Source organism: Natronocella acetinitrilica (assembly GCF_024170285.1).
GTDB lineage: Bacteria > Pseudomonadota > Gammaproteobacteria > Nitrococcales > Aquisalimonadaceae > Natronocella > Natronocella acetinitrilica.
In genome coordinates this window covers 281,281-301,754 of sequence record NZ_JALJXV010000008.1, presented here as the reverse complement: position 1 = coordinate 301,754, position 20,474 = coordinate 281,281, and the positions used below count along the sequence as shown (strand labels likewise).

Below are 20,474 nucleotides of genomic sequence, written 5' to 3'. Positions count from 1 at the left end.
GACTCGCTTGGGGATTTGACGCCTGCCGAATACCGGCAGCTAAACGAACCGGAAACCTCTAGTTTCGGATGGGCCTAAACACGGGAAGTCGACAATTACACACACAAGAGGAGAGGCTCTGGCCCATTCGTATGAGATTTAACATAATATACATTACACGCACTAGCGGCTGTGGTCATTCGAGATCCAGCATGGGCACTTACTGTGCTCCGCTACCGCTTACCAACTGCTCCAGGCTTACGAATCCCAGGATGAACAGGATTGGCAGCGCTGAGGTGGCAATGGCGACTGTTAGTGCGAATCGCGGCCAGGATAGCGCGCGGGTTGCGCCATAGGTCAAGGCGATTCCGCCACCGCCGCCGACAATGGTGTTGCCCGGTACATTGAGGAGCACGCCCAGCATCAGAACGCACCCCGTATTCCGGGGTAGTCGCCGTGCTATGGACTGGAGCCACGCCGGCAGGGGTCGCTTTGCCAGGTGAATGCGCGAGACCGGTCGCTTCGACTGCGAGAGGACGCGTCCGACGCCGTAGGCCAGGTTGAGGCCGACAACGGTTGCGACGTAGGCAGTGACTGCCCCAGCGGGACCGAATAACGCCATGAGTAACAGGCCTATTTCCATTGCCGGCACAAATGGAATTGCCAACAGGAACGCGTAGGCGGCGGCTGCCAGAGCGAGGCCCGCTAAAGTGGGTTCCGGCTGCACCATGACCCCTGTCGCACCGACGCCCAGAACGGCTAACGCCAGAAGCGGGAGCCTCGCACGGCGAATAAGGTGCCCTGAAGCAGCAGGCGATTTATCCGTCGCCCCCGGGCCGGGGATCAACGTCCCCGGCCCGACCGCGCTCTGCCGCCGACTAGTTTCTCGGATCATGCTCTTCATGGATGTAATCGATCCCCCACGGACCTTCGCCATGGAGCTGAATGATGGTTTCCTCCTCGGTAAACGCGAACATGGGCTCTCCTGGCGCCATGATCGCGAAGCTGCCGGGGGTAAGCGCCATTGTCGCGTCACGGTCGAAGGTGTCGCCATGAGCGAAATGGAATGTGCCGCTGAGCACCGTGACTCGCTCGTACGCCGGGTGAACATGGGGGTGCACGATGTAGTTTTCGGGCAGACGCAGGCGAATGGTGAAAGGCGCCTCCTCAGCCAGATTTCCCTCGATGATCGTGATCTTCGCATCGCCCTCCATTGAGGCCACCGAGCCCCAGTCGAGTTGATCTGGTGTCACCATGATGTGGCCACCCTGCCCCGGCGTGTAGTGGTGATTATCCGAGGCAGCAGCCGTGAAGAGCGCTGAACTGGCGATCCCGAGGAGGGTTGCGTGAGTGCAGAAAGTCTTCAGTTTCATGACCGTTTCTCCTGGTGTTCTCTAGATCAGGCGTCCTTGACGGCGCAGAGGTTGACGCTCTTGACGCCATAGGTCTTGGCTGCACCACGCGCAGAGTCCGTCAGGAACGCGTACTGTGGATTCGTCCTTACCTGGACGACCCGCAAGCCGGCCGCCTCGATGGCCGCCTGGTAGTCGTCCTCCTGCATGGCTCCGCCGATGCAGGCAGCCCAGAGTGTTGCGTTACAGGTAACGTCAGATGGCAGCGGCTTCTCGGTGACGATATCGGAGAGCGAAAGCCTCCCTCCTGGCCGCAATACCCGCGCCACCTCCCTGAAAACCCAGCCTTTATCTGGAGACAGATTGATCACACCGTTGCTGATGACAACATCCACCGTGGCATCGGCGATTGGTGGAGACTCGATGTATCCGGCATGGAAATGGACGTTGGCGAATCCCGCTTTCACTGCAAGGTCGCTCGCCTTTTTGCGTTGCGCCTCCGTCATGTCGACGCCATGCACTAGCCCGTCCGGGCCAGCGCGTAGGGCCGCCATGAAAGCATCCGTGCCGGAGCCGCTGCCCAGATCAAGCACCGTCGCCCCTTCGCGGATATCCGCTAGTAGCAGCGGGCAGCCTACGCCGGCGAACGAGTCCACCGCCTCTGTCGGTATGCGGTCGAGTTCGCTGGCCGCGTAGCCGAGACTCTCGGTCAGGCTACGTCCCATGGCAAAGTGGAAGTCGCCGTGCGGGTTGTTGGCAACATCCTCGTACATCTGCTTGACCTTCGATTCCAGCTCTATGGTGTTGACGGCTGCTGGTACCGCGCTTGCTGTGGTATTCATGCCTGTCACTCCTCCTTGCTCACGCATTACCCACACATGGATGCGGGGTATCGCCAGGACGCATGACGGCCTTCAATTGTTCCCGGCGGAGTCCTCGCCGAAGACTGAATAATTGGAAGCGGCCGCCGATATGGCCCAGACTTTCAGGTGCCGGTGTCGCCAGGTGGCATCAAGAAAGGGCTGCAACCAGGTGGATCTATGCGCCCTACTTCGGAAAAAAATTGCGAGCGCATGCGTCGGCGGGAACGCTTTGAGCGTGTCGTCACCGAGCTGATGGACAGGCTCTACGGAACTGCCCTGCGGTTAACGCGTAATGCCGATGAAGCCGAGGAGATCGTTGCCGAGTCGGTATCCCGTGCCTGGTCAGCGTTGGATAGCCTTGAGGATCTGGATCGCCTGGACGCTTGGCTTTTTCGCATCCTCAACACCACATTCATCAGCGCCTGGCGGCGCAAACAGACCCGGAACCGTGTAGAAACCCCAATTGACGTGCCCGAAGCCGGCATGGACGATGGGGATGAGAAAGACTTCTCACTCTTCGAGAAACTCCACCAACCCTTTCTGCTGTGGTGGGGCTCCGCCGAAGACGTGGCGCTGAACGATTTGCTGCGTGAGGATCTGCAACAGGCAATTGATGACCTGCCGGACGCGTTCCGCATCGTTATTGTCCTGGTGGAGATCCAGGGCTATACCTATCAGGAGGTTGCCGAGTTGCTGGAGATTCCGCTGGGAACCGTCAGGTCCAGACTTTCCCGTGCGCGAGGCATGCTGCAGCGAACGCTCTGGCAGCTAGCTCAGGAGGCAGGCCTGTCCGTCGCGAGCCCCGATGGTGGCTCATCTCCGTCGGGAGGTCGTCAATGAGCCGGCGCGAACTCAGTTGCGAAGAAGTCGTGCGGCAATTGCTAGAGTATCTGGACCAGGAGCTGGATGCTCAGAGCAGCGCCGATATCGAACACCACCTGAAGCGCTGCCGCGACTGTTTCACGCGTGCAGAGTTCGAGAAAAAGTTACGCTCGAGGGTCACGGACGCAGCCAGCGAGAGAGCGCCCGAACAACTGCAGGAGAGAATCAAACGAATTCTCGAGAATTTCTGACTTCGACCCGGACCCCACTCGAAGTCGTTGATCGAAAAACTCAGGGACTGGACGACATTGCCACGGGAGAAGGCAAATGGTCGCTATTCTCGGATACTCACGCGAGCAGATCGCCGGGGCCGTTAGGCAGATGTACGGACGTGTTGCCCGCCAACCCACGGCCGGGTTTCACTTTCCCGTAGGCCGTGATGCGGCGGTCGCCCTTGGTTACGAACGGGAACAATTGGACAACCTCCCCGACGCCACTTTGGCGGCGTTCGCCGGTGTCGGCCATCCGTTCGTCGCAGATCGGATCCAGGAGGGGGACACCGTTCTGGATATCGGCGCAGGCGCCGGTGTCGACGCTCTCATCGCCAGCCGTCTGGTCGGCCCCCGCGGCCGCGTCATCGCCGTGGATCTGACACCCGAGATGTCGCGGAAGCTGTCTCATGTGGCCTCTGCAAACGGATACGACAACGTCTCCGCGATCGAGGGGTCTGCCGAGCAGCTGCCCGTGCGCGACAGCAGCATCGACGTGATCACCAGCAATGGAGCGCTGAATCTCGTTCCCGACAAACGCCGGGCGGTACGTGAAATGTTCAGGGCTCTACGACCCGGTGGAACCTTGCAACTGGCCGACGTTGTCATCCGACGCCCCGTCACCGTGGATTGCGACAGCGACCCTCGCCTCTGGGTGGAGTGCGTCGTTGGCGCCACCGTTGACGAAGAACTCCTCGATCTTTTGGTTGATGAGGGCTTCGCAAGCCCCGAAGTGCTGTACCGACATGACTATTTTGCCCTGAGCCCCAGTGCGCAGACGCGGGAGATTGCCGCAAGCTTTGACGCACACTCCCTGGCCTTGCGAGTTGACCGTGACCAAACGCCCCTGCCTGCGGCGACCCATTGGTGGCGCCGAGTCAACCCAATGCGGCTGTTGCGCCTCTTCTGGAGAAGAGGCGCGGCGGGCCTCGCGAGCCTCGGCCTCGCATTGTTCACTTGCTATGGCCTGCTTGCCGCTTTCGCGCTTCTGCCCCTGCTGGGGCTGAATATGGCACTCGATGACGGCCTATGGGCCGGTGGCATCCTTGTCTTCACCTGGCTTGCAGTTGCCGCCGTGACGGCAGGTGTGCGACAGCATCAATCTTATCTGCCCTTGGGGCTGGCTTCTCTTGGTGCCTCGGTTGTCAGTTATGCCCTGCTGGTCAACTACAACATGCTTGTCGAGATCAGCGGATTCGCTCTGCTTGCCGCCGGCGTCGCGTTCGACTGGCATTGGCGACGACGCCGGCAGCGGGAAGTGCTGGGAATCGACTCCGCTGCTAACTTGTCCCGCGTTGATCCAGATTAACCGCCCCGAGTCGACTCTGGTTTAGCGTGCTTGGTAGCCCATACAGCCACACGGCCGGAGGCCTGCCATGCTGACCTACGAAGACTGTCTCGGGATGAGTGAACTCACGGAAGAGGAAATCGACGCGATCGCCGAGCATGAGCACTGTGACAGCATCATCGCTCTGGAGATGGGAAACTATCTGATGCATGCACCAGATGGCTCACCACGAATCCGGCGGATGATTCTGGATGACATTGCGGCAGCCCGCCAGCGTGGCGATTTCGCTCATGCGGCGAAGTTGAAACGGGTCATGGAGCATTTCTGCCAGATCCACCCAGAAGCCAACGACGTCGACTGACTGAGCCATGACCGGATGAATCTGCACGATGGCATGGCGCCGAACCTGATCGGCTGGGTGGCTATCGTGCTTTGGGCGGGGTGCCTGTGGCTGGCGCTAAAGGGGGCGCCATGGCATGCGTTGCGCAGCAATAAGCTTGAACCGGTTTGGGTGTGTGCGGCAGGCATCGTCGCCATGTTGTGGGTCATGGGAGCTGGTGTCCACCCGGGACTCGAATTGCACTTGCTGGGCGTGACAGCGCTAACCCTGATGTTCGGCTGGCAGCTCGCCCTGGTCGGGGCATCGCTGGCACTCATTGGTTTATCCGCCCTGGGCCTCTACAGCTGGGCCGCGGTGGGCATGAATGGCATGCTTTTGACGGTGCTGCCCGTCGCCCTCTCCCATGGGCTTGGGCGAATTGCATATACCCTGCTGCCACGCCATTTCTTCATCTATGTTCTGGTCTTGGCGTTCTTTGGTTCCATGCTCGTAATCGGCGCCACCATCACTGCCTCAGCGATCCTGCTGCTTGCCCTCGGCGCTTATCCTCCAGCAATAATCGTTCACGATTACCTGGTGATGTTACCTCTGATGATGTTTCCCGAGGGCTTCATTACCGGCATGATCATGACCATGCTTGTGGTCTACAAACCTCACTGGGTTCGCACTTTCGATGATCGCGACTATATCCATGGCAAGTGAGAAGGCACATTGCTCATACAGAATCTTCATTTGGATTAACAATAATTTGGAGATAAGAGTTGGTTCTTTGGGTGAGTATTGTTTCGATGCCGGTTTGTACGTCTACTCCGGTAGTGCACGGCGGCATCCGCACAGCCGACTGCAGCGCCACCTGCGCAGGGAAAAGCGTCTCCGATGGCATATCGACTACGTGCTCACCAACCCTGGCGTGGAGATTGTCGATGTCGAGGTCCGGGGGGTTCCCGAGTGCCAGTTGAATCGGCTGACTATCGGGACGCTTCCCGTGCGCGGTTTCGGCGCCTCCGACTGCCGCTCGCGCTGCGGCAGTCACCTGAAGTATCTCGGTCCGACGCCCTGGAGTGGAAGAGATTACATTGGCTGAATCGGTCGGGGCGCGGAGGGGAACAGCCGGTAGAAGTTCTCCGTGGTGTACTCAGCCGTTTCCTCGAAGGGTTCGCGCCGCACTTCCGCCAGACATTCCGCCACACGGCGCACAAAGGCCGGTTCGTTCTGCTTTCCACGGTGCGGTACGGGCGCCAGGTAAGGGCAATCGGTCTCCACCAGTAGCCGGTCGTTGGGCAAATAGCGGGCAACCTGGCGCAGTTCATCCGCATTACGGAACGTCAGTATGCCGCTCAAGGAAATGTGAAAGTCGAGGTCGAGGAATTGCTTCGCCGCCACCTGATCCTCGGTGAAGCAATGAATGATGCCACCGACGCTGTCGGCACCCTCCTCCCTCAGTATTCTTGCCGTGTCTCTGGGCGCTCCTCGCGAGTGAATAATCAATGGCTTACCGATCAATCTTGCGGCCTGAATCTGGTGCCGGAAGCGCTCGTGCTGCCATTCCTTGGGGCCATCAGTACACAGGTAATCCAGGCCAGTCTCACCAATGGCGATGACTTTCGGGTGGTCCGCCAGTGCGACGAATTCCTCAATAGTCGGCAAGGCGAGGGATTCACCACACGGGTGTACGCCAACACTGGTGGTAATGCGGTCGCTGGATTCGGCCAGTGCGAGAAGCTCGGGAACGTCCGCTACGTCGACACACACCGTCAGGAAATGACCGACGCCCTGCTCCAGGGCCGCTGAGAGGTAATCACCGGAAAGCTCGGAGCCACCCTTCAGCATGTGCAGGTGGCAATGGGAATCAACTAGGCTCGGCTGCATGGCACCTTCGGGAAATGTCTGCCTGAAAGGGCCCTACATTGTATGGGTTGGCCGGTCGGATTCCAGTGCGCCTGCAAGGTAGGTTTCGATCTTGCTGCGCGCCGGTGCGCCATCCTTCTCGCCGAACTGCAGCCCCACGCCGGCGGTGCGGTTGCCCTGGGAGCCCCGCGGTGTCACCCAGATCACTTTCCCGACCACCGGGAGTTTCTCCGCGTCTTCCATCAGGCTGAGCAGCATGAACACCTCATCGCCGAGGCGATAGGTGTTGCTCGTGGGCACGAACAGCCCGCCATTCTTGATGTATGGAATGTAGGCCGCGTAAAGCGCGTGCTTGTCCTTGATGGTCAGGGAGAGAATCCCCTGCCTGCCTGCTCCCGGGCGCTTGGTCTGTTCCAAGGTCATGATCTCCAGTGGTTGCAGCGACTACGACGTTCGCCCGGCATGGCCATGGCCTGTCATTGCCCTCAACATACCCATGTGCCACAAGGATAGCCAACCGGGGTTCTCGTTCTTCAAACTACGTCACAGCCAATGCATACCGGCGATGCCGCGCAACGGCCACTGCGGCATCGCCGGGGGCTACGCGGTCACGCACCGAATTGATCCCTCAGCACATTCTTCTGGACCTTGCCCATGGCATTGCGAGGCAACTCATCCATGAAATGCACGGCCTTGGGCACCTTGAAACCAGCCAACTCCGCCTTCAACTGCGAGATCACCTGAGACTCATCAATTACGGGGCCATCGGGTTCTCGAACGACCACGGCAACAAACGACGCGGCACGGTGGCCGATCCGGTCGGTCGTTTTCATCTAGGTAACGGCGCACGGTTGGAGCAGATCAATCCGTTTGCGGATAGCTCCGACACCCGTGTGCGAGACTCGGTCGGCAGGCGTCGGACCAGCGCAGGAACAGGTCCTCTGCGTAAAGCTGAGGGTTGAGGGCGCGATCCGTCAGGGCATTCATCGAATAGAGAAAATCCAGATACTCATGCAGCGCAAGAACATCCAGCTTGCCCCGCAGCCTATCCAAGGCCTGGCCTGCGGGGTGTAGGGCTTCTGCACCACTTTCCTGTCTGATCAGGCTTTGCACGGTCACGATCAGCAGATCAAGCAACAGCCCATGGGTGTCCTTGCCCCAGCCGGCGGCGACTTCCACCGGTGATGCCCGTCGCGCCTTCAGTTGCAATAGCTGCTGAACCAGCTTTTCGCAGGCAACGTCCGCCCCCTGCTCTGCGAGTTCAATGGCACGGCAAGGCGCGCCGTTGGCGAGCAGCATCAGCTGGTCCGCGCGTTCCTGACCAAGATCAGCTTGCTGGCCGAGCCAGACCGCGGCCATTTCCCTGTCCGGCGGCTGGAAATCTATTCGCTGACAACGACTACGCACCGTTGCCGGCAGTCTGGCGGAGCGGTCGGCCACCAGGATGATCACTGCCCCGGACGGGGGCTCTTCCAGCGTTTTCAAAAGGCTATTGGCGGCATTGGTATTCATTCTGTCGGCAGGATGAATCAGGCCAACCTTGCGCCCGCCGAACTGGCTTTTCAGCGTGGCGAAGTTGGCCAGCGCACGAACAGCATCAACCTTGAGTACACGACTGTCTTCTTCGAGCCCGACCAGATAGACGTCAGGATGGTTACCAGCCGCATTCAGCAGGCAACTCTTGCACTCGCCGCAAGCCCCATGCTCGTTTGGCGCGCTGCAAAGCAGCGCCTGAGTCAGCCCCCGGGCAAACGCGGCTTTCCCGAGGCCTGGTGGCCCTGCCAGCAGCAACGCATGGGGCAGCCGATTCGCTGCCATGGGCGCACGCAGGCGCTCCCATTGGCGCTGTTGCCACGGATAGACCGGGAGGTTGCTGATCACTCCCCCACCTCCGCCAACCAGCCGGAAACGGCAAGCTCAACGTCAGCGCGTACCTGTTCGATGGGTTGATCGGTATTGACGACACGATAACGCTCTGGCGACTGGGCGGCCCTCTCCAGATAGCAGGCCCGAACACGCTCAAAGAACTCCCACTGCTCAGATTCAAAGCGATCGGCGGGCCCACCGCGGGAGGCAGCCCGGGCCAGTCCCACGTCCGCTGGCACGTCCAGGACCAGCACCAGATCGGGACGCAGGTCGCCCTGTACCCATTGCTCCAGCGCAGCAATACGCTCCATGGAGAGCCCTCGTCCGGCTCCCTGATAGGCGTATGTCGCGTCGGTAAAGCGATCGCACAGTATCCAGTCGCCCCGCTCCAGCGCGGGACGGATTCGCCTCGCCAGGTTCTCCGCCCGGGCAGCAAACATGAGTAGCGCTTCCGTGTCGTCATGCATGCCGTCACGACGATGCGTGAGCAGCAGTTCCCGTATCGATTCACCCAGATCCGTCCCGCCGGGTTCCCGGGTCACTTCCAGGCGATAACCAAGTCCCTGAAGCAGGCTCTGCACGCTGGCCATTGCCGTGCTCTTGCCGGCCCCCTCGATCCCCTCCAGAACAATGAAGCGTCCACGAGCGGCGGTCATCAGTTGTCCTGCCCCAGGATATAGCGTCGAACGGCGCGGTTATGTTCATCCAGCGTCACCGAAAAATGATGGCTGCCATCGCCACGGGACACGAAGTACAACTCCTCGCCGTCCTTCGGATCCACCGCGGCACGCAACGAGGCTGCACCGGGCATGGCAATCGGCGTGGGTGTCAGCCCGTGACGGGTATAGGTGTTGTAGGGCGTATCGGTTCGCAGATCCTGGCGCCGTATCCTGCCGTCATAGCTGTCGCCCATGCCGTAGATCACGGTAGGGTCCGTTTGCAATCGCATGCCCAACTGCAACCGTCTGGTGAACACGCCAGCCACCTTGCGACGTTCCTCAGGCTTGCCCGTCTCCCGCTCGATGATGGACGCCAGTATCAGGGCTTCGTATGGGGACTCCAGAGGAATCCCCTCCTGCCGGTTATCCCATGCCAGTTGCAATTCCTCTTCCATGGCCCGCAGGGCTCGCCTGAGCAGGGTGAGGTCATCTGTTCCACGCGTGAAGCTGTAGGTTTCCGGCAGAAACCACCCCTCGGGATGCTCCTCCGGCTTGCCAAGTCGCTCCATCACGGCAGCGTCATCGAGCTCGGTTATGGTGTTGACGATGCGCGGATCTGCTTCAAGCGCTGCTCGCAACTGCCGGAATGTCCAGCCTTCGATCATGGTGAAGCGATGCTGGACAACCTGGCCTCGCACCAGGCGATCGAGTAACAGCGGAGCGGTAGCGCCTGCGGGAATCAGATACTCCCCTGCCTGTATTCGCCCTGCCCTGTCGCTTTGCCGCGCCAGGAATTCGAAGTAACGGGGCTGATCAAGGATGCCCTCGTCTTCAAGTTGCCGCAGCAGACCCCGGAATGATGTGCCCGGTTCCACAATCAGGGGCTGCGCCGACTCTGACTCGACCAGCGGCCGTTCAAGCCACTGGTTATAGTCGTAGACCACGTATCCACCAACCGCAGCCGTCACGGCCACGACTAACAGCGTCAACGTCAAAAGAACCCTTTTCACACGACTCCCCGTTCCAGAATACTCTCTAGCCCGATCCCCGCAGCCAGAAGCGCTGCACGTAGTTTCATGCTCACAGGCCCCAGTGGGATCTCGCTATCGCCGATGCGTCTGACCGGCCAGATGCCGATCAAGCTGTTGGTCATGAACACTTCATCTGCCTGCAACCATGTGCCCAGGGAGAAGCGTCCTGTTTGCGGTCGGAGGCCAACCGATTCTGCCAGACGCAGAACATAGCCCCGCATCACGCCGGCAACACCGTAATCCACCAGCGTCGGGGTGAGTAGGCGGTCGCCGACGACGGCAAACGTATTGCTCTGCACGCCCTCTGCCACATGCCCCTGCTGATCCAGCAATAGTCCTTCCACAAAGTCCGGGTGTTCCCATTCACCCCGGGCGAGGATGTATTCCAGGCGATTGCAATGCTTCAAGCCGGCAAGCAACGGCTGCCGGGACAAGCGCATCCGACAACGGTGTACAGCGATGCCGTCCCGCCAGTACGCCAGAGGATAACGTGGCACCGGCGTGAAAGCAGCGACGCGTGTCACCTTCGGTACTGGCGGGCGCGCATAGCCCCGACCGCCAACCCCGGCAGTAATCTGCAGGCGGAAGACACCGCTGGGTTCGCCTTGGCAAAGCTGCTCCCGATCCTGCGCGATCTGCGTTTCGTCGGGGCTGGTCAACCCAAGCCTGGAACAACCGTCCTGCAGGCGCTCCATGTGGTGGGTCCAGAGCGGAATGACGCCGTTCGACCAGAGCATGGTCTCGAACAGTCCGTCCCCATACATAAACCCCCGATCGGCGGGCTCTAGCACCTGATCGGGGGTTCCGTTGATCAGCCTGCGCATAGTCATGCGCGCCTGCTCACGCCGGCTTGCGGAAAAGCAACGTACCGTTGGTGCCGCCGAACCCAAACGAGTTCGACAGTGCGACGTCGATTTTCATTTCCCGCGCCGTGTGAGGTACATAGTCCAGGTCACAATCGGTCTCAGGGTCGTCAAGATTGATGGTGGGTGGCGCAACCTGATCCCGAATCGCAAGCACCGAAAACACCGCTTCGACACCGCCTGCGGCGCCCAGCAGATGCCCGGTCATGGATTTCGTGGAACTGACAGCGAGTTTCGAGGCGTGATCCTTGAACTGCCGTTTTACCGCCAGTGTCTCAGCCACATCCCCCACCTGGGTGGAAGTGCCATGAGCGTTGATGTAGTCGACTTCCTCGGGATTGATGCCGCTATCCCGCAAGGCGCTGGCCATGCAACGGGCCGCGCCTTCGCCACCTTCCGATGGCTGCGTCATGTGATAGGCGTCACCACTCATGCCAAACCCGGCAAGTTCGGCATAGATCCGCGCCCCACGCCGCTTGGCATGCTCGTATTCCTCGAGCATCAACACGCCCGCGCCATCACTGAGCACGAAGCCGTCACGGCCCTTGTCCCACGGGCGGCTTGCAAGCGTGGGTTCTTCATTGCGTGAAGACAGCGCCCGTGCCGCTGCAAAGCCACCAAGGCCAGTAGGCGTTGTGGAAAACTCGGTGCCGCCCGCCAGCATGACGTCCGCATCGTTGTAGGCGATCATGCGTGCCGCTTCGCCGATATTGTGCGTGCCGGTGGTGCAGGCGGTGACAATGGAAATATTCGGACCTTTCAGGCCGTAGATAATGGATAAATGGCCGGACACCATATTAATGATGGCCCCGGGTATGAAAAACGGCGACAGCTTGCGTGGGCCGCCATCGAGATAACTCTTGTGACCGTTTTCGATCCAGTTGATGCCGCCGATGCCCGAGCCCACCGCGACACCAATACGCTCGGCATTGGCTTCGGTGACCTCCAGACCGCTATCGCTTAGGGCCTGGGCACCCGCCGCGATCCCGTAATGGATGAACGGATCCATCTTCCGGGCATCCTTGGCATTGATGTAATCCGCCGCATCGAAATTCTCGATGGTGCCACCGAACCGGGTTGAAAACTTGGTGACATCGAAGCGGGTAATCGGCCGGATACCGCTCTGTCCGGCCAGGATATTACCCCAGGCTTCGTCGATGGAATTGCCCACCGGCGAAATGATGCCGAGACCAGTGACCACAACGCGCCGCTTGCTCAAGAGCTTGTCCTCACTCGCTTTGTGCATGCAAAAAACTCGAGAAGGGAGCCGGCTCTAAAGGAGACACTGATCTCTTCGCACGCCCGCGAGCGCGTGAATAAATCAGTGTCTCCTTAACCGACGCCCTTCTCGAGTTTGCATATCATTCGGACGATCGGTCTTATTGGCCGAGATGATTCTGCACGTAATCGATTGCCTGCTGTACCGTGGTGATTTTCTCCGCTTCTTCGTCGGGAATTTCACACTCGAATTCTTCTTCCAGTGCCATGACGAGTTCGACGGTGTCCAGAGAGTCGGCGCCCAGATCGTCAACGAAGGACGCTTCAGACGTGACTTCTTCTTCCTTGACCCCCAGTTGCTCGACAACGATCTTCTTGACGCGCTCTTCGATACTGCTCATAAGATACTTTCTCCTGATTTGAGCCGGTCTAGACGACGCTGCCGGCGTATTCTATGAAAACAGGCTTGCGGTTGCCATAGCGGGAAATTACCCGCTCACGTGCCCCGATTTAGTGCATGAACATGCCACCGTTTACGTGGATGTTTTCCCCAGTGATGTATTCCGCCGCATCCGATGCCAGAAAGGCCACCGTCGCCGCGATATGTTTCGGCTGACCCAGCTTGCCCAATGGGATCTGATTAGCAAGTTCTTCACGCTGAGCGTCGGCCAGTGCGCGAGTCATGTCGGTATCGATAAAGCCCGGCGACACGCAATTGGCGGTAACTCCCCTGCTGCCAAGCTCCCGCGCCAGGGAACGCGTCATACCCTGCATGCCTGCCTTTGCCGCAGCATAGTTCACCTGACCAGGATTGCCGGTTGAACCCACCACTGAAGAAATATTGATGATGCGCCCCCAACGGGCCTTCATCATGCCTCGCACACAGGCTTTGGTCACGCGATAGACCGAGCTGAGATTGGTGTCGATAATGCTGTCCCACTCGTCGTCCTTCATCCGCATGAACAGGTTGTCCCGCGTGATGCCGGCGTTGTTGACGAGGATCGTAGGGACACCGTGCCGCTCGGTGACAGCGGCCACCACGGTGCCCACATCATCGGCGGACGTGACATCCAGGCGCAGGCCCTCACCCGCCACCCCGGCTTCTGCCAGATAATCGGAGATGGCTTTCGCGCCATTGTCACTGGTCGCAGTGCCGACCACCGTCACGCCCTGCGCGCCAAGCGCGAGAGCAATCGCCTTACCGATGCCTCGGGTGGCACCGGTTACCAGCGCGACCCGGGGGCTTGCGTCAGACATGTTCATCCTCCGTTTATAGTTCAGACACGGCGACGGCACAGCCAGTCGCGGTGAGCACCTTAACCCGCCAGCGCCTTGTTGAGGCTGTCCGGATCCTGCACGCATACGCCCTGCAGGCCGCGTTCAATGCGTCGGGTCAGACCGGCGAGCACCTTGCCCGGGCCGCACTCTATCAGGGTCTCGACCCCGTCCGAACCGATGCGACGCACGGTATCCACCCACATCACCGGCTTGTGCAACTGAGCGACCAGGCGTTCACGAATGGCGTCCGGACTGCTAGCGATTGAAACGTCCACATTGTGCAGCACGGGCAGCTGCGGTGTGGCAATGGCCACTGACTTGAGTCGTTCAGCCAGGGCATCAGACGCCGGCCGCATGAGGCTGCAGTGGGACGGCACACTGACAGGCAATGCAGTGGCACGTTTGGCGCCAGCAGCGGTTGCCGCCTCGATTGCTCGCTCCACTGCGCTGCGGGATCCGGCAATCACCACCTGGCCCGGCGCGTTGAAATTCACCGCCTCGACCACATCACCCTGGGCGGCTTCGACGCAGACCTTTCGCACCGCATCATCATCCAGGCCCAGAACCGCGGCCATGGCACCCTCGCCCGCCGGAACCGCTTGTTGCATGAAGCGACCACGATCCGCCACCACGCAAATCGCCTCACTGAAGTCCAGCGCGCCGGCACAGGTCAGGGCTGTGTATTCACCAAGCGAGTGACCCGCCAGCATCGCGGGCTCAGAGCCACCCTGGGCACGCCAGACGCGCCACACCGCAACACCTGCCGCCAACATGGCGGGTTGCGTGATGTCCGTCTGATTCAGTCGATCCTCGGGGCCTTCCTGGGTCAACGTCCAGAGATCCTCCCCGAGGGCGTCCGACGCTTCGGCAAACGTGTCGCGAACGACTGCATACTCCGCCGCCAGGGCGGCAAGCATGCCCACGGATTGCGAGCCCTGGCCGGGAAAAACTATGGCAAGTTTCGAATTCATCGCAGTTCTGTCTCCCTTTGGTGGCGCGCGCCGCCTAGTAACGGATCAGCGCCGAACCCCAGGTAAAGCCACCCCCGAAAGCCTCCAGCAGCAGCATCTGACCGCGCTTGATGCGCCCGTCGCGAATGCCCTCATCCAGCGCCAGGGGAATCGATGCTGACGACGTGTTGCCGTGGTACGCCACGGTCTGGATCACCTGATCCATCGACATACCCAGCTTCTTTGCGGTCGCCTGGATGATGCGAATGTTGGCCTGGTGGGGGACCAGCCAATCCACGTCGTTGCGGGTCATGTTGTTGGCAGCGAGGGTCTCATCCACCATCTGGCCGAGCGTGCGCACGGCAAACTTGAACACCTCATTGCCCCGCATCGTAATCTTGCCGGACTCCGGAGTCGCGCATTCCAGACCCTGGCTGACGCCCCAGGGAACGGTGAGCAGTTCCTCGTACTGACCGTCTGCGTGCAAGTGACTGGAGTAGATGCCCGGCTCTTCTGCGGCCTCAAGCACCACGGCCCCGCCACCATCGCCGAAGAGTATGCAAGTGCCGCGATCCTTCCAGTTGAGGACCCGGCTCATGGTCTCGGCACCAATCACCAGCGCGCGCCGCGCTCCACCGGTACGGATATACCGATCGGCAATATCCAGTGCGTACATGAATCCGGAGCAGGCGGCGGCGACGTCGAATGCAACACTGCCGGGACGCATGCCAAGGGCATGCTGCACCAGGCAAGCAGTGCTCGGGAAGATCTGATCGGGAGTGCAGGTGCCCAGCACCAGCAGGTCAATATCCTGGGGCTGAACGTTGGCGGACTCCATGGCTGCACGGGCGGCGCGAATCGCCAGATCACTGCACAGCTGTCCCTCCGCGACGATACGCCGTTCGCGTATGCCGGTGCGCTCCTGAATCCAGGCGTCCGTGGTATCAACCAGCGCCTCGAGTTCGGCATTGGTCATGATTCTGTCGGGCAGGTAACTGCCTGTGCCACTGATGCGCGAGTAGGTCACTTGTCGGGCCTTTCCGAGAGCATTTCATCAAGCCGACGATCAATCAGCGCCGGCACCGCCTTTTCGGCTTCGAGCACGGCGGTCTTGATCGCCCGCTGGAAGGCGTATACATCGGCACTGCCGTGACTTTTCAGCACGATACCACGCAATCCGAGCAGGCTTGCACCATTGTAGCGCCGCGGGTCAATACGAGAGCGGAAGCGGCGGATGACCGGCATGGCAATCAACCCGGCCAGCTTGGTGAACAGGTTCCGGCGGAATTCCTCGCGCATATAATGGCTGATGATCGACGCAACTCCCTCGGCGGATTTCAGAGCCACGTTGCCAACGAACCCATCGCAGACAACCACATCCACATCGTCACTGTAGATGCCGTCCGCCTCGACATAGCCGATGTAGTTCAAGCCATCTTGCGTGGACAGGATGCGGGCCGCCTGCTTGACCTGATCATTACCCTTGATGTCTTCCTCGCCGATATTGAGCAGGCCGACCCTGGGCTGCTCGATCCCGTCCAGCGCTTCAGCAAGAACAGAGCCCATGACCGCGAACTGGAACAGGTGTTCGGCGGAACAGTCCACGTTTGCGCCAAGGTCCAGCATGCGGGTGTAGCCGCCGATCGAGGGGATGGTGGTAATGATCGCGGGGCGATCGATACCCGGAAGAGTTTTCAGCACATAGCGCGCGGTGGCCATGAGAGCCCCGGTGTTGCCTGCGCTGACAGACGCATCGGCCTCGTTTTCCTTGACCAGATTGATGCTGACGCGCATCGAGGAGTCTTTCTTCAGGCGTAAGGCCTGGGACGGGGACTCATCCATGGCCACGGTCTGCGAGGCATGACGGACGACGAGCTGCTCGCTGCGTTGGGCGCCGGCGCTGGCAAGCTCAGCGTCGATCGCGGCCTCGTCGCCTACGAGGATCAGGCGGACACGGGGGTTTTCGCGGCAGATGCCGACAGCGGCGGGAACCACGACGCTGACGCCGTGATCGCCCCCCATTGCATCGAGCGCGATTGTCGCATTGTAGGTTGTCATGCTGAATCGACCGCCTGTCGAAGATCGTCTGGCCCAGCCGTGAACGCAAAAACCCGCGCGCGACGTTCAGCGAGCGCGGGTCTTCCTCCGGTCCGACTGGCGCGGGCCGGTGCCGCCACGCGGCGCGAGCCGATTATTCTTCGCCGCCGGTCTCCATGACCTTGCGACCACGGTAGTAACCGTCGGGCGTGATGTGATGGCGACGGTGGGTTTCACCCGTGGTGCTGTCCACCGACACAGCGGCACCCTTCAGGGCATCATGGGCGCGCCGCATGCCACGCTTGGACCGTGTTTTCCGATTCTGTTGAACAGCCATCTTCTTCTCCTGAAAAAATCTAGTCGTCGCGACGCTTGAGTGATTCCAGCGCCGCGAAAGGGTTCGGTTTGCTCTCAGCCTGGGGCTGAGATTTACTGCGCGGGGCCTTCAGGCAACCCACTTCATCCGGATGCCGGGCAACAATGGGCAAGCCCAGAATGACCTCATCTTCTATCAGCGCATGCAGGCGAAGCTCCCCGTCATCGACAATCAGCGGGTCGAGACTCTCCGGCAAGGCCTCCGCTTCAGCTTCCGATGCGACAATACCGATACTGACCGGCAGTGTCGCGCGCCACTCGAAAGCCTGCAGGCAGCGCTGGCATAACAGCCATACATTCAGGTGCAACTCGCCACTGATCACGGGGCGACGGCCGATGTCTCTGCCAAGCTTGAGGGCAACGTCGACGCTGCCACGGTCATCCGTCAGCAACTCACACAGCCGGGCCATGCCTGCAACAGGCAGAACGCCGAGTACTTCCCGTCGCTGGTCGAGCCAGCGGGCCACATCGACAGTAGCGGGGGGAGACAACGACGTCATGGCAACCTGTTCTTTTGTGCCGCGCATATTATCCGTGAGGTTCCAGCCTGTCAAAAAGCCCTGACGCGGTGGGAAACCGGGCGACGCACTGGCATTATCGCCGCAGACGTGTCACCTGTTCCGCCAATGGAGTCTATGGATGCCTCAGAGAAAAGCCCTGGTCCTCGCCTCGAGTTCCCCCTACCGACGACAATTGCTGGATCGACTCGGGCTCGACTACGTGGCCGACTCGCCGGAGATCGACGAAACCCCGCACAGGTCGGAGTCGCCGGCAGCGTACGTTGCTCGACTGGCAGAGGAAAAGGCGCGAGCCGTCGCCGAGCGCCATCCGGGCGCATTGATCATCGGTTCCGATCAGGCCTGCGTTCGAGACGGCGAGATTCTCGGCAAACCCGGCACGCTGGAGCGCGCGCATCAGCAGCTTTTGGCGGCTTCCGGGCGAACCGTGCTGTTCACCACTGCCGTTTGCCTACTGGATACGGATGCCAATGAGGCTTGCGGCGACGTCGTTACTTTCCGGGTCCGATTCCGGACCCTGGATGACGCAGCGGTTCAGCGTTACCTGGAGCGCGAGCCGGCTGTGGATGCGGCGGGAAGCTTTCACTCGGAAGCCTACGGCATCACCCTGTTCGAGAGCATGGACGGCTCCGACCCGACAGCGCTCGTCGGCTTGCCGCTGATTGCACTGTGTCGATTGTTGCGCCAGGCCGGCTTGCAGCTGCCCTGACGCAACCTTCGCCCGCCCTACTGCAGTCCTTGTCTCCCACCCAGGGCGTCCAGAACGGCGTTCGAGACGCTGGCCCCCAGACGGCTGCCGAACTGATCCAGGAAAGAGCGACGGGGCGTAAAGTCCCGCAACTCGTCCACACCGACGACCTCGCGGGCAACGTAATTGAGGTTGCCCAGACCATCGGCAAGCCCGAGTTCCACGCCCTGCTCCCCGTTCCAGACGAGTCCGGAAAACAGGCTATCGTCCCCGTTGAGTCGGTCACCACGACCGTCCCGGACGGCAGAGATGAACTGTTGGTGGATGTCATCGAGCAGATCCTGCAGCCAGGCCACATCGTCAGGATCAGCAGAAGAGAACGGGTCGAGAAATGCCTTGTTTTCGCCCGCCGTGTAGAGCCGACGCTCGATGCCCAGCCGCTGGATCGCCTCTTCCGCGCCAAAGCCATTGAACAGGACGCCGATGGACCCGATCAGGGTTGCCGGGCTCACGTAGATTTCATCCGCCGACACTGCCAGGTAATAGGCACCGGACGTAAACATGTCGTCAGCGACGGCGTAAACCGGGATATCCGGATGCATCGCCTTCAGCCTCTGGACCTCATCATTGATCTGGGCGGACTGCACCGGGCTGCCACCGGGACTGTTGATATGCAGCACCACCGCCCGTGTCGACTCGTGATCGAAGGCATTTTGCAGGCCACGGATGATATTCTGCGCGGAGTTATCGCCACCCGGTGCGATGGCACCATCGACACGAACCACGGCGGTGTGCGCTGATGGAGCAGGATCGCCACCGAGGCCGAAATCCCAATCCCGTACCAACACGACGAGAAGCAGCAGATAAGCCAGGAAGGCGAGCTTGAAGAAGATGCCCCAGCGCCGGGCCCGACGCCGTTCCTTGATGCCTTCCAGGGCGATGTCCTGCAGGACCTGTCTTTCCCATCGCTCCTGCATGGGTGAGTTGCCCTGGGACGTTGCCTCCTTGCTGGATTCCCGATTCCAAATGCTCATTGCTTGTCTCCGGATAAGGTGTCGACTACCGCTGCCAGGTCCACTGGCAACGGTGCTTCAAATCGTCTCTCCCGCCCCTTGGCGTCAGTAAAGGTCAACGCGCTGGCATGGAGGAAAAGCCGGTTCAAACCTGCCTTGCGAAGCCGCCCGTTCGCCGATTCATCACCGTAGCGGCTATCGCCGGCCAGCGGATGCCCGATATGCGAGGCATGCACGCGAATCTGGTGCGTACGCCCGGTGTCGATGGTCACGTCGGCCAGACTCCAGTCATCGAACGTACGCAAGCGGCGAAACACACTTCGCGCTGCCTTGCCCTCATGCACCACGCGCACGGTGCGCTCGCCACCCTGTCGATGGTCGACGTCAAGCTCGGCTTCTACTGGTGTAGCGCCGCGTGGCAACCGACCTGCTACCAGGGCCAGGTAGCGTTTCTCAAGACCCCCGTCGCGAATCAGGGCATGCAACTCCCGAAGATGACTGCGCCGCCGTGCAACGAGCAGACAGCCGCTGGTCTCACGGTCAAGGCGATGCACCAATTCGAGTTGCCTGTCTTCAGGCCGCAGGACTCGCAGCGCCTCGATGACCCCGAATGCAAGGCCACTCCCACCATGCACGGCCAGGCCCGAGGGCTTGTCGAGGACGAGCAGATCATCGTCCTCATGAATAATGCACGCGCGGAGGCGTTCCAGCACCTTTGGCGGGACCGACACGGATGCTTTCCCGGCAAGTCCATGCAAGGGTGGCAATCGCAGTTCATCGCCTGCCTTGAGCCGATAGACCGGCTTGACCCGTCCCCCGTTCACACGAATTTCGCCCTTACGCAGCAGGCGGTACAAGCGCGTTTTCGGGAGGCCACGCAATTCACGCAGCAGAAAATTGTCGATGCGCTGCCCTTCGGCAGCAGCACCCACTGAAAGCTTGCGTACGGTGGGGGATGACATGGTCGTACCGGCGTCGGGCGTTTTCACGATGGGGATGATAACAGGACCGTGATTGCCGGTCTCCGTCAACATTGCTATATTGACGCCACGTTTTATCGCAGCGCAGCAGAACAATCAGGCGCTTGCGGGCAAAAACGGCAAAAGCGCATCAGTTTCGGATCACTCGCAGGTGCGGGTGGTTTACTTGATATGTCGCCGGCCAACGCCGGCCCTAGAGAAAACGCTCCCATGCACGCAGCCCGAGCGGTCCTGACA

28 protein-coding genes are annotated in these 20,474 nt (G+C 60.7%); 8 read left to right on the top strand and 20 right to left on the bottom strand.

Annotated features, from left to right (window positions below):
- Nucleotides 1-199: 199 nt before the first annotated feature.
- The 3 genes from J2T57_RS17120 to J2T57_RS17110 form a co-directional block, all read right to left on the bottom strand.
- Complete coding sequence (locus J2T57_RS17120; protein ID WP_253481908.1) at nt 200-709, bottom strand: hypothetical protein; 510 nt, start codon at nt 707-709, stop codon at nt 200-202.
- A 148-nt stretch (nt 710-857) separates the two neighbouring features.
- Nucleotides 858-1,352, bottom strand: a complete 495-nt coding sequence (locus tag J2T57_RS17115) for a cupin domain-containing protein (RefSeq protein WP_253481906.1) — start codon at nt 1,350-1,352, stop codon at nt 858-860.
- A 26-nt stretch (nt 1,353-1,378) separates the two neighbouring features.
- The gene (locus J2T57_RS17110; RefSeq protein WP_253481903.1) at nt 1,379-2,173 is read right to left on the bottom strand and encodes a methyltransferase domain-containing protein; all 795 of its coding nucleotides are present in this window, start codon (nt 2,171-2,173) and stop codon (nt 1,379-1,381) included.
- 231 nt (nt 2,174-2,404) lie between these two features.
- Between J2T57_RS17110 and J2T57_RS17105 the strand changes: the two genes are divergently transcribed.
- The 6 genes from J2T57_RS17105 to J2T57_RS17080 all read left to right on the top strand — a co-directional run bounded on the left by J2T57_RS17105 (nt 2,405) and on the right by J2T57_RS17080 (nt 5,997).
- Complete coding sequence (locus J2T57_RS17105) at nt 2,405-3,034, top strand: sigma-70 family RNA polymerase sigma factor (protein WP_253481901.1); 630 nt, start codon at nt 2,405-2,407, stop codon at nt 3,032-3,034.
- Nucleotides 3,031-3,267: an anti-sigma factor family protein gene (locus J2T57_RS17100; protein ID WP_253481899.1), complete on the top strand. Its 237-nt coding sequence runs from the start codon at nt 3,031-3,033 to the stop codon at nt 3,265-3,267. The genes J2T57_RS17105 and J2T57_RS17100 overlap by 4 nt, the downstream gene beginning before the upstream one ends.
- A 76-nt stretch (nt 3,268-3,343) precedes the next feature.
- Entirely contained in the window at nt 3,344-4,594 is a 1,251-nt protein-coding gene (locus J2T57_RS17095) for a MerC family mercury resistance protein (protein ID WP_253481897.1), read from the top strand.
- Between the two features lie 67 nt (nt 4,595-4,661).
- Complete coding sequence (locus J2T57_RS17090) at nt 4,662-4,934, top strand: hypothetical protein (protein WP_253481895.1); 273 nt, start codon at nt 4,662-4,664, stop codon at nt 4,932-4,934.
- A 33-nt stretch (nt 4,935-4,967) separates the two neighbouring features.
- Entirely contained in the window at nt 4,968-5,615 is a 648-nt protein-coding gene (locus J2T57_RS17085) for an energy-coupling factor ABC transporter permease (protein ID WP_253481893.1), read from the top strand.
- Nucleotides 5,587-5,997, top strand: a complete 411-nt coding sequence (locus J2T57_RS17080; protein ID WP_494546285.1) for a GIY-YIG nuclease family protein — start codon at nt 5,587-5,589, stop codon at nt 5,995-5,997. The genes J2T57_RS17085 and J2T57_RS17080 overlap by 29 nt, the downstream gene beginning before the upstream one ends.
- Here J2T57_RS17080 and J2T57_RS17075 read toward each other — a convergent pair.
- From J2T57_RS17075 to J2T57_RS17065, 3 genes are all read right to left on the bottom strand, one after another.
- Nucleotides 5,985-6,782 carry a TatD family hydrolase gene (locus J2T57_RS17075; protein WP_253481869.1) on the bottom strand — a complete coding sequence of 266 codons (798 nt, stop codon included), beginning with the start codon at nt 6,780-6,782 and terminating at the stop codon, nt 5,985-5,987. The two genes, J2T57_RS17080 and J2T57_RS17075, sit on opposite strands and share 13 nt — an antisense overlap.
- A gap of 33 nt (nt 6,783-6,815) precedes the next feature.
- Nucleotides 6,816-7,184 carry a PilZ domain-containing protein gene (locus J2T57_RS17070; protein ID WP_253481866.1) on the bottom strand — a complete coding sequence of 123 codons (369 nt, stop codon included), beginning with the start codon at nt 7,182-7,184 and terminating at the stop codon, nt 6,816-6,818.
- 185 nt (nt 7,185-7,369) lie between these two features.
- Nucleotides 7,370-7,594: an AMP-binding enzyme gene (locus J2T57_RS17065; RefSeq protein WP_253481848.1), complete on the bottom strand. Its 225-nt coding sequence runs from the start codon at nt 7,592-7,594 to the stop codon at nt 7,370-7,372.
- Here J2T57_RS17065 and J2T57_RS22485 point away from each other — a divergent pair.
- Nucleotides 7,490-7,723, top strand: coding sequence for a malonyl-CoA decarboxylase domain-containing protein (locus J2T57_RS22485; RefSeq protein WP_366519126.1), 234 nt, complete (start codon nt 7,490-7,492; stop codon nt 7,721-7,723). The genes J2T57_RS17065 and J2T57_RS22485 overlap by 105 nt on opposite strands.
- Here the strand turns inward: J2T57_RS22485 and J2T57_RS17060 are convergent.
- From J2T57_RS17060 to J2T57_RS17005, 12 genes are all read right to left on the bottom strand, one after another.
- On the bottom strand, nt 7,623-8,642 hold the full coding sequence (locus J2T57_RS17060) for a DNA polymerase III subunit delta' (RefSeq protein WP_253481845.1): 1,020 nt from the start codon (nt 8,640-8,642) through the stop codon (nt 7,623-7,625). The two genes, J2T57_RS22485 and J2T57_RS17060, sit on opposite strands and share 101 nt — an antisense overlap.
- On the bottom strand, nt 8,639-9,283 hold the full coding sequence (tmk, locus tag J2T57_RS17055) for a dTMP kinase (protein ID WP_253481842.1): 645 nt from the start codon (nt 9,281-9,283) through the stop codon (nt 8,639-8,641). The genes J2T57_RS17060 and tmk overlap by 4 nt, the downstream gene beginning before the upstream one ends.
- Nucleotides 9,283-10,296, bottom strand: a complete 1,014-nt coding sequence (gene mltG, locus J2T57_RS17050; protein ID WP_253481839.1) for an endolytic transglycosylase MltG — start codon at nt 10,294-10,296, stop codon at nt 9,283-9,285. Before mltG ends, tmk begins: the two co-directional genes overlap by 1 nt.
- Entirely contained in the window at nt 10,293-11,147 is an 855-nt protein-coding gene (pabC, locus tag J2T57_RS17045; protein ID WP_253481829.1) for an aminodeoxychorismate lyase, read from the bottom strand. Before pabC ends, mltG begins: the two co-directional genes overlap by 4 nt.
- A gap of 10 nt (nt 11,148-11,157) precedes the next feature.
- Nucleotides 11,158-12,399 (bottom strand): beta-ketoacyl-ACP synthase II, encoded by a 1,242-nt coding sequence (gene fabF / locus J2T57_RS17040; protein WP_253482004.1) that lies wholly within the window; start codon nt 12,397-12,399, stop codon nt 11,158-11,160.
- A gap of 160 nt (nt 12,400-12,559) precedes the next feature.
- Nucleotides 12,560-12,799 carry an acyl carrier protein gene (gene acpP / locus J2T57_RS17035; RefSeq protein WP_253481818.1) on the bottom strand — a complete coding sequence of 80 codons (240 nt, stop codon included), beginning with the start codon at nt 12,797-12,799 and terminating at the stop codon, nt 12,560-12,562.
- A 109-nt stretch (nt 12,800-12,908) separates the two neighbouring features.
- Nucleotides 12,909-13,655, bottom strand: a complete 747-nt coding sequence (gene fabG / locus J2T57_RS17030) for a 3-oxoacyl-ACP reductase FabG (RefSeq protein ID WP_301289479.1) — start codon at nt 13,653-13,655, stop codon at nt 12,909-12,911.
- 59 nt (nt 13,656-13,714) lie between these two features.
- Entirely contained in the window at nt 13,715-14,647 is a 933-nt protein-coding gene (fabD, locus tag J2T57_RS17025) for an ACP S-malonyltransferase (protein WP_253481813.1), read from the bottom strand.
- A gap of 34 nt (nt 14,648-14,681) precedes the next feature.
- Nucleotides 14,682-15,653 carry a beta-ketoacyl-ACP synthase III gene (locus tag J2T57_RS17020; protein ID WP_366519124.1) on the bottom strand — a complete coding sequence of 324 codons (972 nt, stop codon included), beginning with the start codon at nt 15,651-15,653 and terminating at the stop codon, nt 14,682-14,684.
- Complete coding sequence (plsX, locus tag J2T57_RS17015) at nt 15,650-16,684, bottom strand: phosphate acyltransferase PlsX (RefSeq protein ID WP_253481807.1); 1,035 nt, start codon at nt 16,682-16,684, stop codon at nt 15,650-15,652. Before plsX ends, J2T57_RS17020 begins: the two co-directional genes overlap by 4 nt.
- A gap of 133 nt (nt 16,685-16,817) precedes the next feature.
- Nucleotides 16,818-17,000, bottom strand: coding sequence for a 50S ribosomal protein L32 (gene rpmF / locus J2T57_RS17010; protein WP_253481793.1), 183 nt, complete (start codon nt 16,998-17,000; stop codon nt 16,818-16,820).
- Nucleotides 17,001-17,019: 19 nt separating this feature from the next.
- Entirely contained in the window at nt 17,020-17,565 is a 546-nt protein-coding gene (locus tag J2T57_RS17005; protein WP_253481790.1) for a YceD family protein, read from the bottom strand.
- 112 nt (nt 17,566-17,677) lie between these two features.
- On the opposite strand from J2T57_RS17005, the gene J2T57_RS17000 reads away from it, so the two are divergent.
- Nucleotides 17,678-18,265, top strand: a complete 588-nt coding sequence (locus tag J2T57_RS17000) for a Maf family protein (protein WP_253481787.1) — start codon at nt 17,678-17,680, stop codon at nt 18,263-18,265.
- 17 nt (nt 18,266-18,282) lie between these two features.
- Here J2T57_RS17000 and J2T57_RS16995 read toward each other — a convergent pair whose 3' ends face one another.
- Entirely contained in the window at nt 18,283-19,278 is a 996-nt protein-coding gene (locus J2T57_RS16995) for a S49 family peptidase (RefSeq protein WP_253481767.1), read from the bottom strand.
- Entirely contained in the window at nt 19,275-20,246 is a 972-nt protein-coding gene (locus tag J2T57_RS16990) for an RluA family pseudouridine synthase (RefSeq protein ID WP_436262715.1), read from the bottom strand. The genes J2T57_RS16995 and J2T57_RS16990 overlap by 4 nt, the downstream gene beginning before the upstream one ends.
- Between the last annotated feature and the right edge of the window lie 228 nt (nt 20,247-20,474).

Excerpts from the sequence above, each read along its gene's own strand:
- J2T57_RS17120 (WP_253481908.1), bottom strand. The coding sequence starts at position 709 with ATGGTGCAGCCGGAACCCACTTTAGCGGGCCTCGCTCTGGCAGCCGCC.
- J2T57_RS17115 (WP_253481906.1), bottom strand. The coding sequence starts at position 1,352 with ATGAAACTGAAGACTTTCTGCACTCACGCAACCCTCCTCGGGATCGCC.
- J2T57_RS17110 (WP_253481903.1), bottom strand. The coding sequence starts at position 2,173 with ATGAATACCACAGCAAGCGCGGTACCAGCAGCCGTCAACACCATAGAG.
- J2T57_RS17105 (WP_253481901.1), top strand. The coding sequence starts at position 2,405 with ATGCGTCGGCGGGAACGCTTTGAGCGTGTCGTCACCGAGCTGATGGAC.
- J2T57_RS17100 (WP_253481899.1), top strand. The coding sequence starts at position 3,031 with ATGAGCCGGCGCGAACTCAGTTGCGAAGAAGTCGTGCGGCAATTGCTA.
- J2T57_RS17095 (WP_253481897.1), top strand. The coding sequence starts at position 3,344 with ATGGTCGCTATTCTCGGATACTCACGCGAGCAGATCGCCGGGGCCGTT.
- J2T57_RS17090 (WP_253481895.1), top strand. The coding sequence starts at position 4,662 with ATGCTGACCTACGAAGACTGTCTCGGGATGAGTGAACTCACGGAAGAG.
- J2T57_RS17085 (WP_253481893.1), top strand. The coding sequence starts at position 4,968 with ATGGCGCCGAACCTGATCGGCTGGGTGGCTATCGTGCTTTGGGCGGGG.
- J2T57_RS17080 (WP_494546285.1), top strand. The coding sequence starts at position 5,587 with ATGATCGCGACTATATCCATGGCAAGTGAGAAGGCACATTGCTCATAC.
- J2T57_RS17075 (WP_253481869.1), bottom strand. The coding sequence starts at position 6,782 with ATGCAGCCGAGCCTAGTTGATTCCCATTGCCACCTGCACATGCTGAAG.
- J2T57_RS17070 (WP_253481866.1), bottom strand. The coding sequence starts at position 7,184 with ATGACCTTGGAACAGACCAAGCGCCCGGGAGCAGGCAGGCAGGGGATT.
- J2T57_RS17065 (WP_253481848.1), bottom strand. The coding sequence starts at position 7,594 with ATGAAAACGACCGACCGGATCGGCCACCGTGCCGCGTCGTTTGTTGCC.
- tmk (WP_253481842.1), bottom strand. The coding sequence starts at position 9,283 with ATGACCGCCGCTCGTGGACGCTTCATTGTTCTGGAGGGGATCGAGGGG.
- pabC (WP_253481829.1), bottom strand. The coding sequence starts at position 11,147 with ATGACTATGCGCAGGCTGATCAACGGAACCCCCGATCAGGTGCTAGAG.
- acpP (WP_253481818.1), bottom strand. The coding sequence starts at position 12,799 with ATGAGCAGTATCGAAGAGCGCGTCAAGAAGATCGTTGTCGAGCAACTG.
- fabG (WP_301289479.1), bottom strand. The coding sequence starts at position 13,655 with ATGTCTGACGCAAGCCCCCGGGTCGCGCTGGTAACCGGTGCCACCCGA.
- fabD (WP_253481813.1), bottom strand. The coding sequence starts at position 14,647 with ATGAATTCGAAACTTGCCATAGTTTTTCCCGGCCAGGGCTCGCAATCC.
- plsX (WP_253481807.1), bottom strand. The coding sequence starts at position 16,684 with ATGACAACCTACAATGCGACAATCGCGCTCGATGCAATGGGGGGCGAT.
- rpmF (WP_253481793.1), bottom strand. The coding sequence starts at position 17,000 with ATGGCTGTTCAACAGAATCGGAAAACACGGTCCAAGCGTGGCATGCGG.
- J2T57_RS17005 (WP_253481790.1), bottom strand. The coding sequence starts at position 17,565 with ATGCGCGGCACAAAAGAACAGGTTGCCATGACGTCGTTGTCTCCCCCC.
- J2T57_RS17000 (WP_253481787.1), top strand. The coding sequence starts at position 17,678 with ATGCCTCAGAGAAAAGCCCTGGTCCTCGCCTCGAGTTCCCCCTACCGA.
- J2T57_RS16995 (WP_253481767.1), bottom strand. The coding sequence starts at position 19,278 with ATGAGCATTTGGAATCGGGAATCCAGCAAGGAGGCAACGTCCCAGGGC.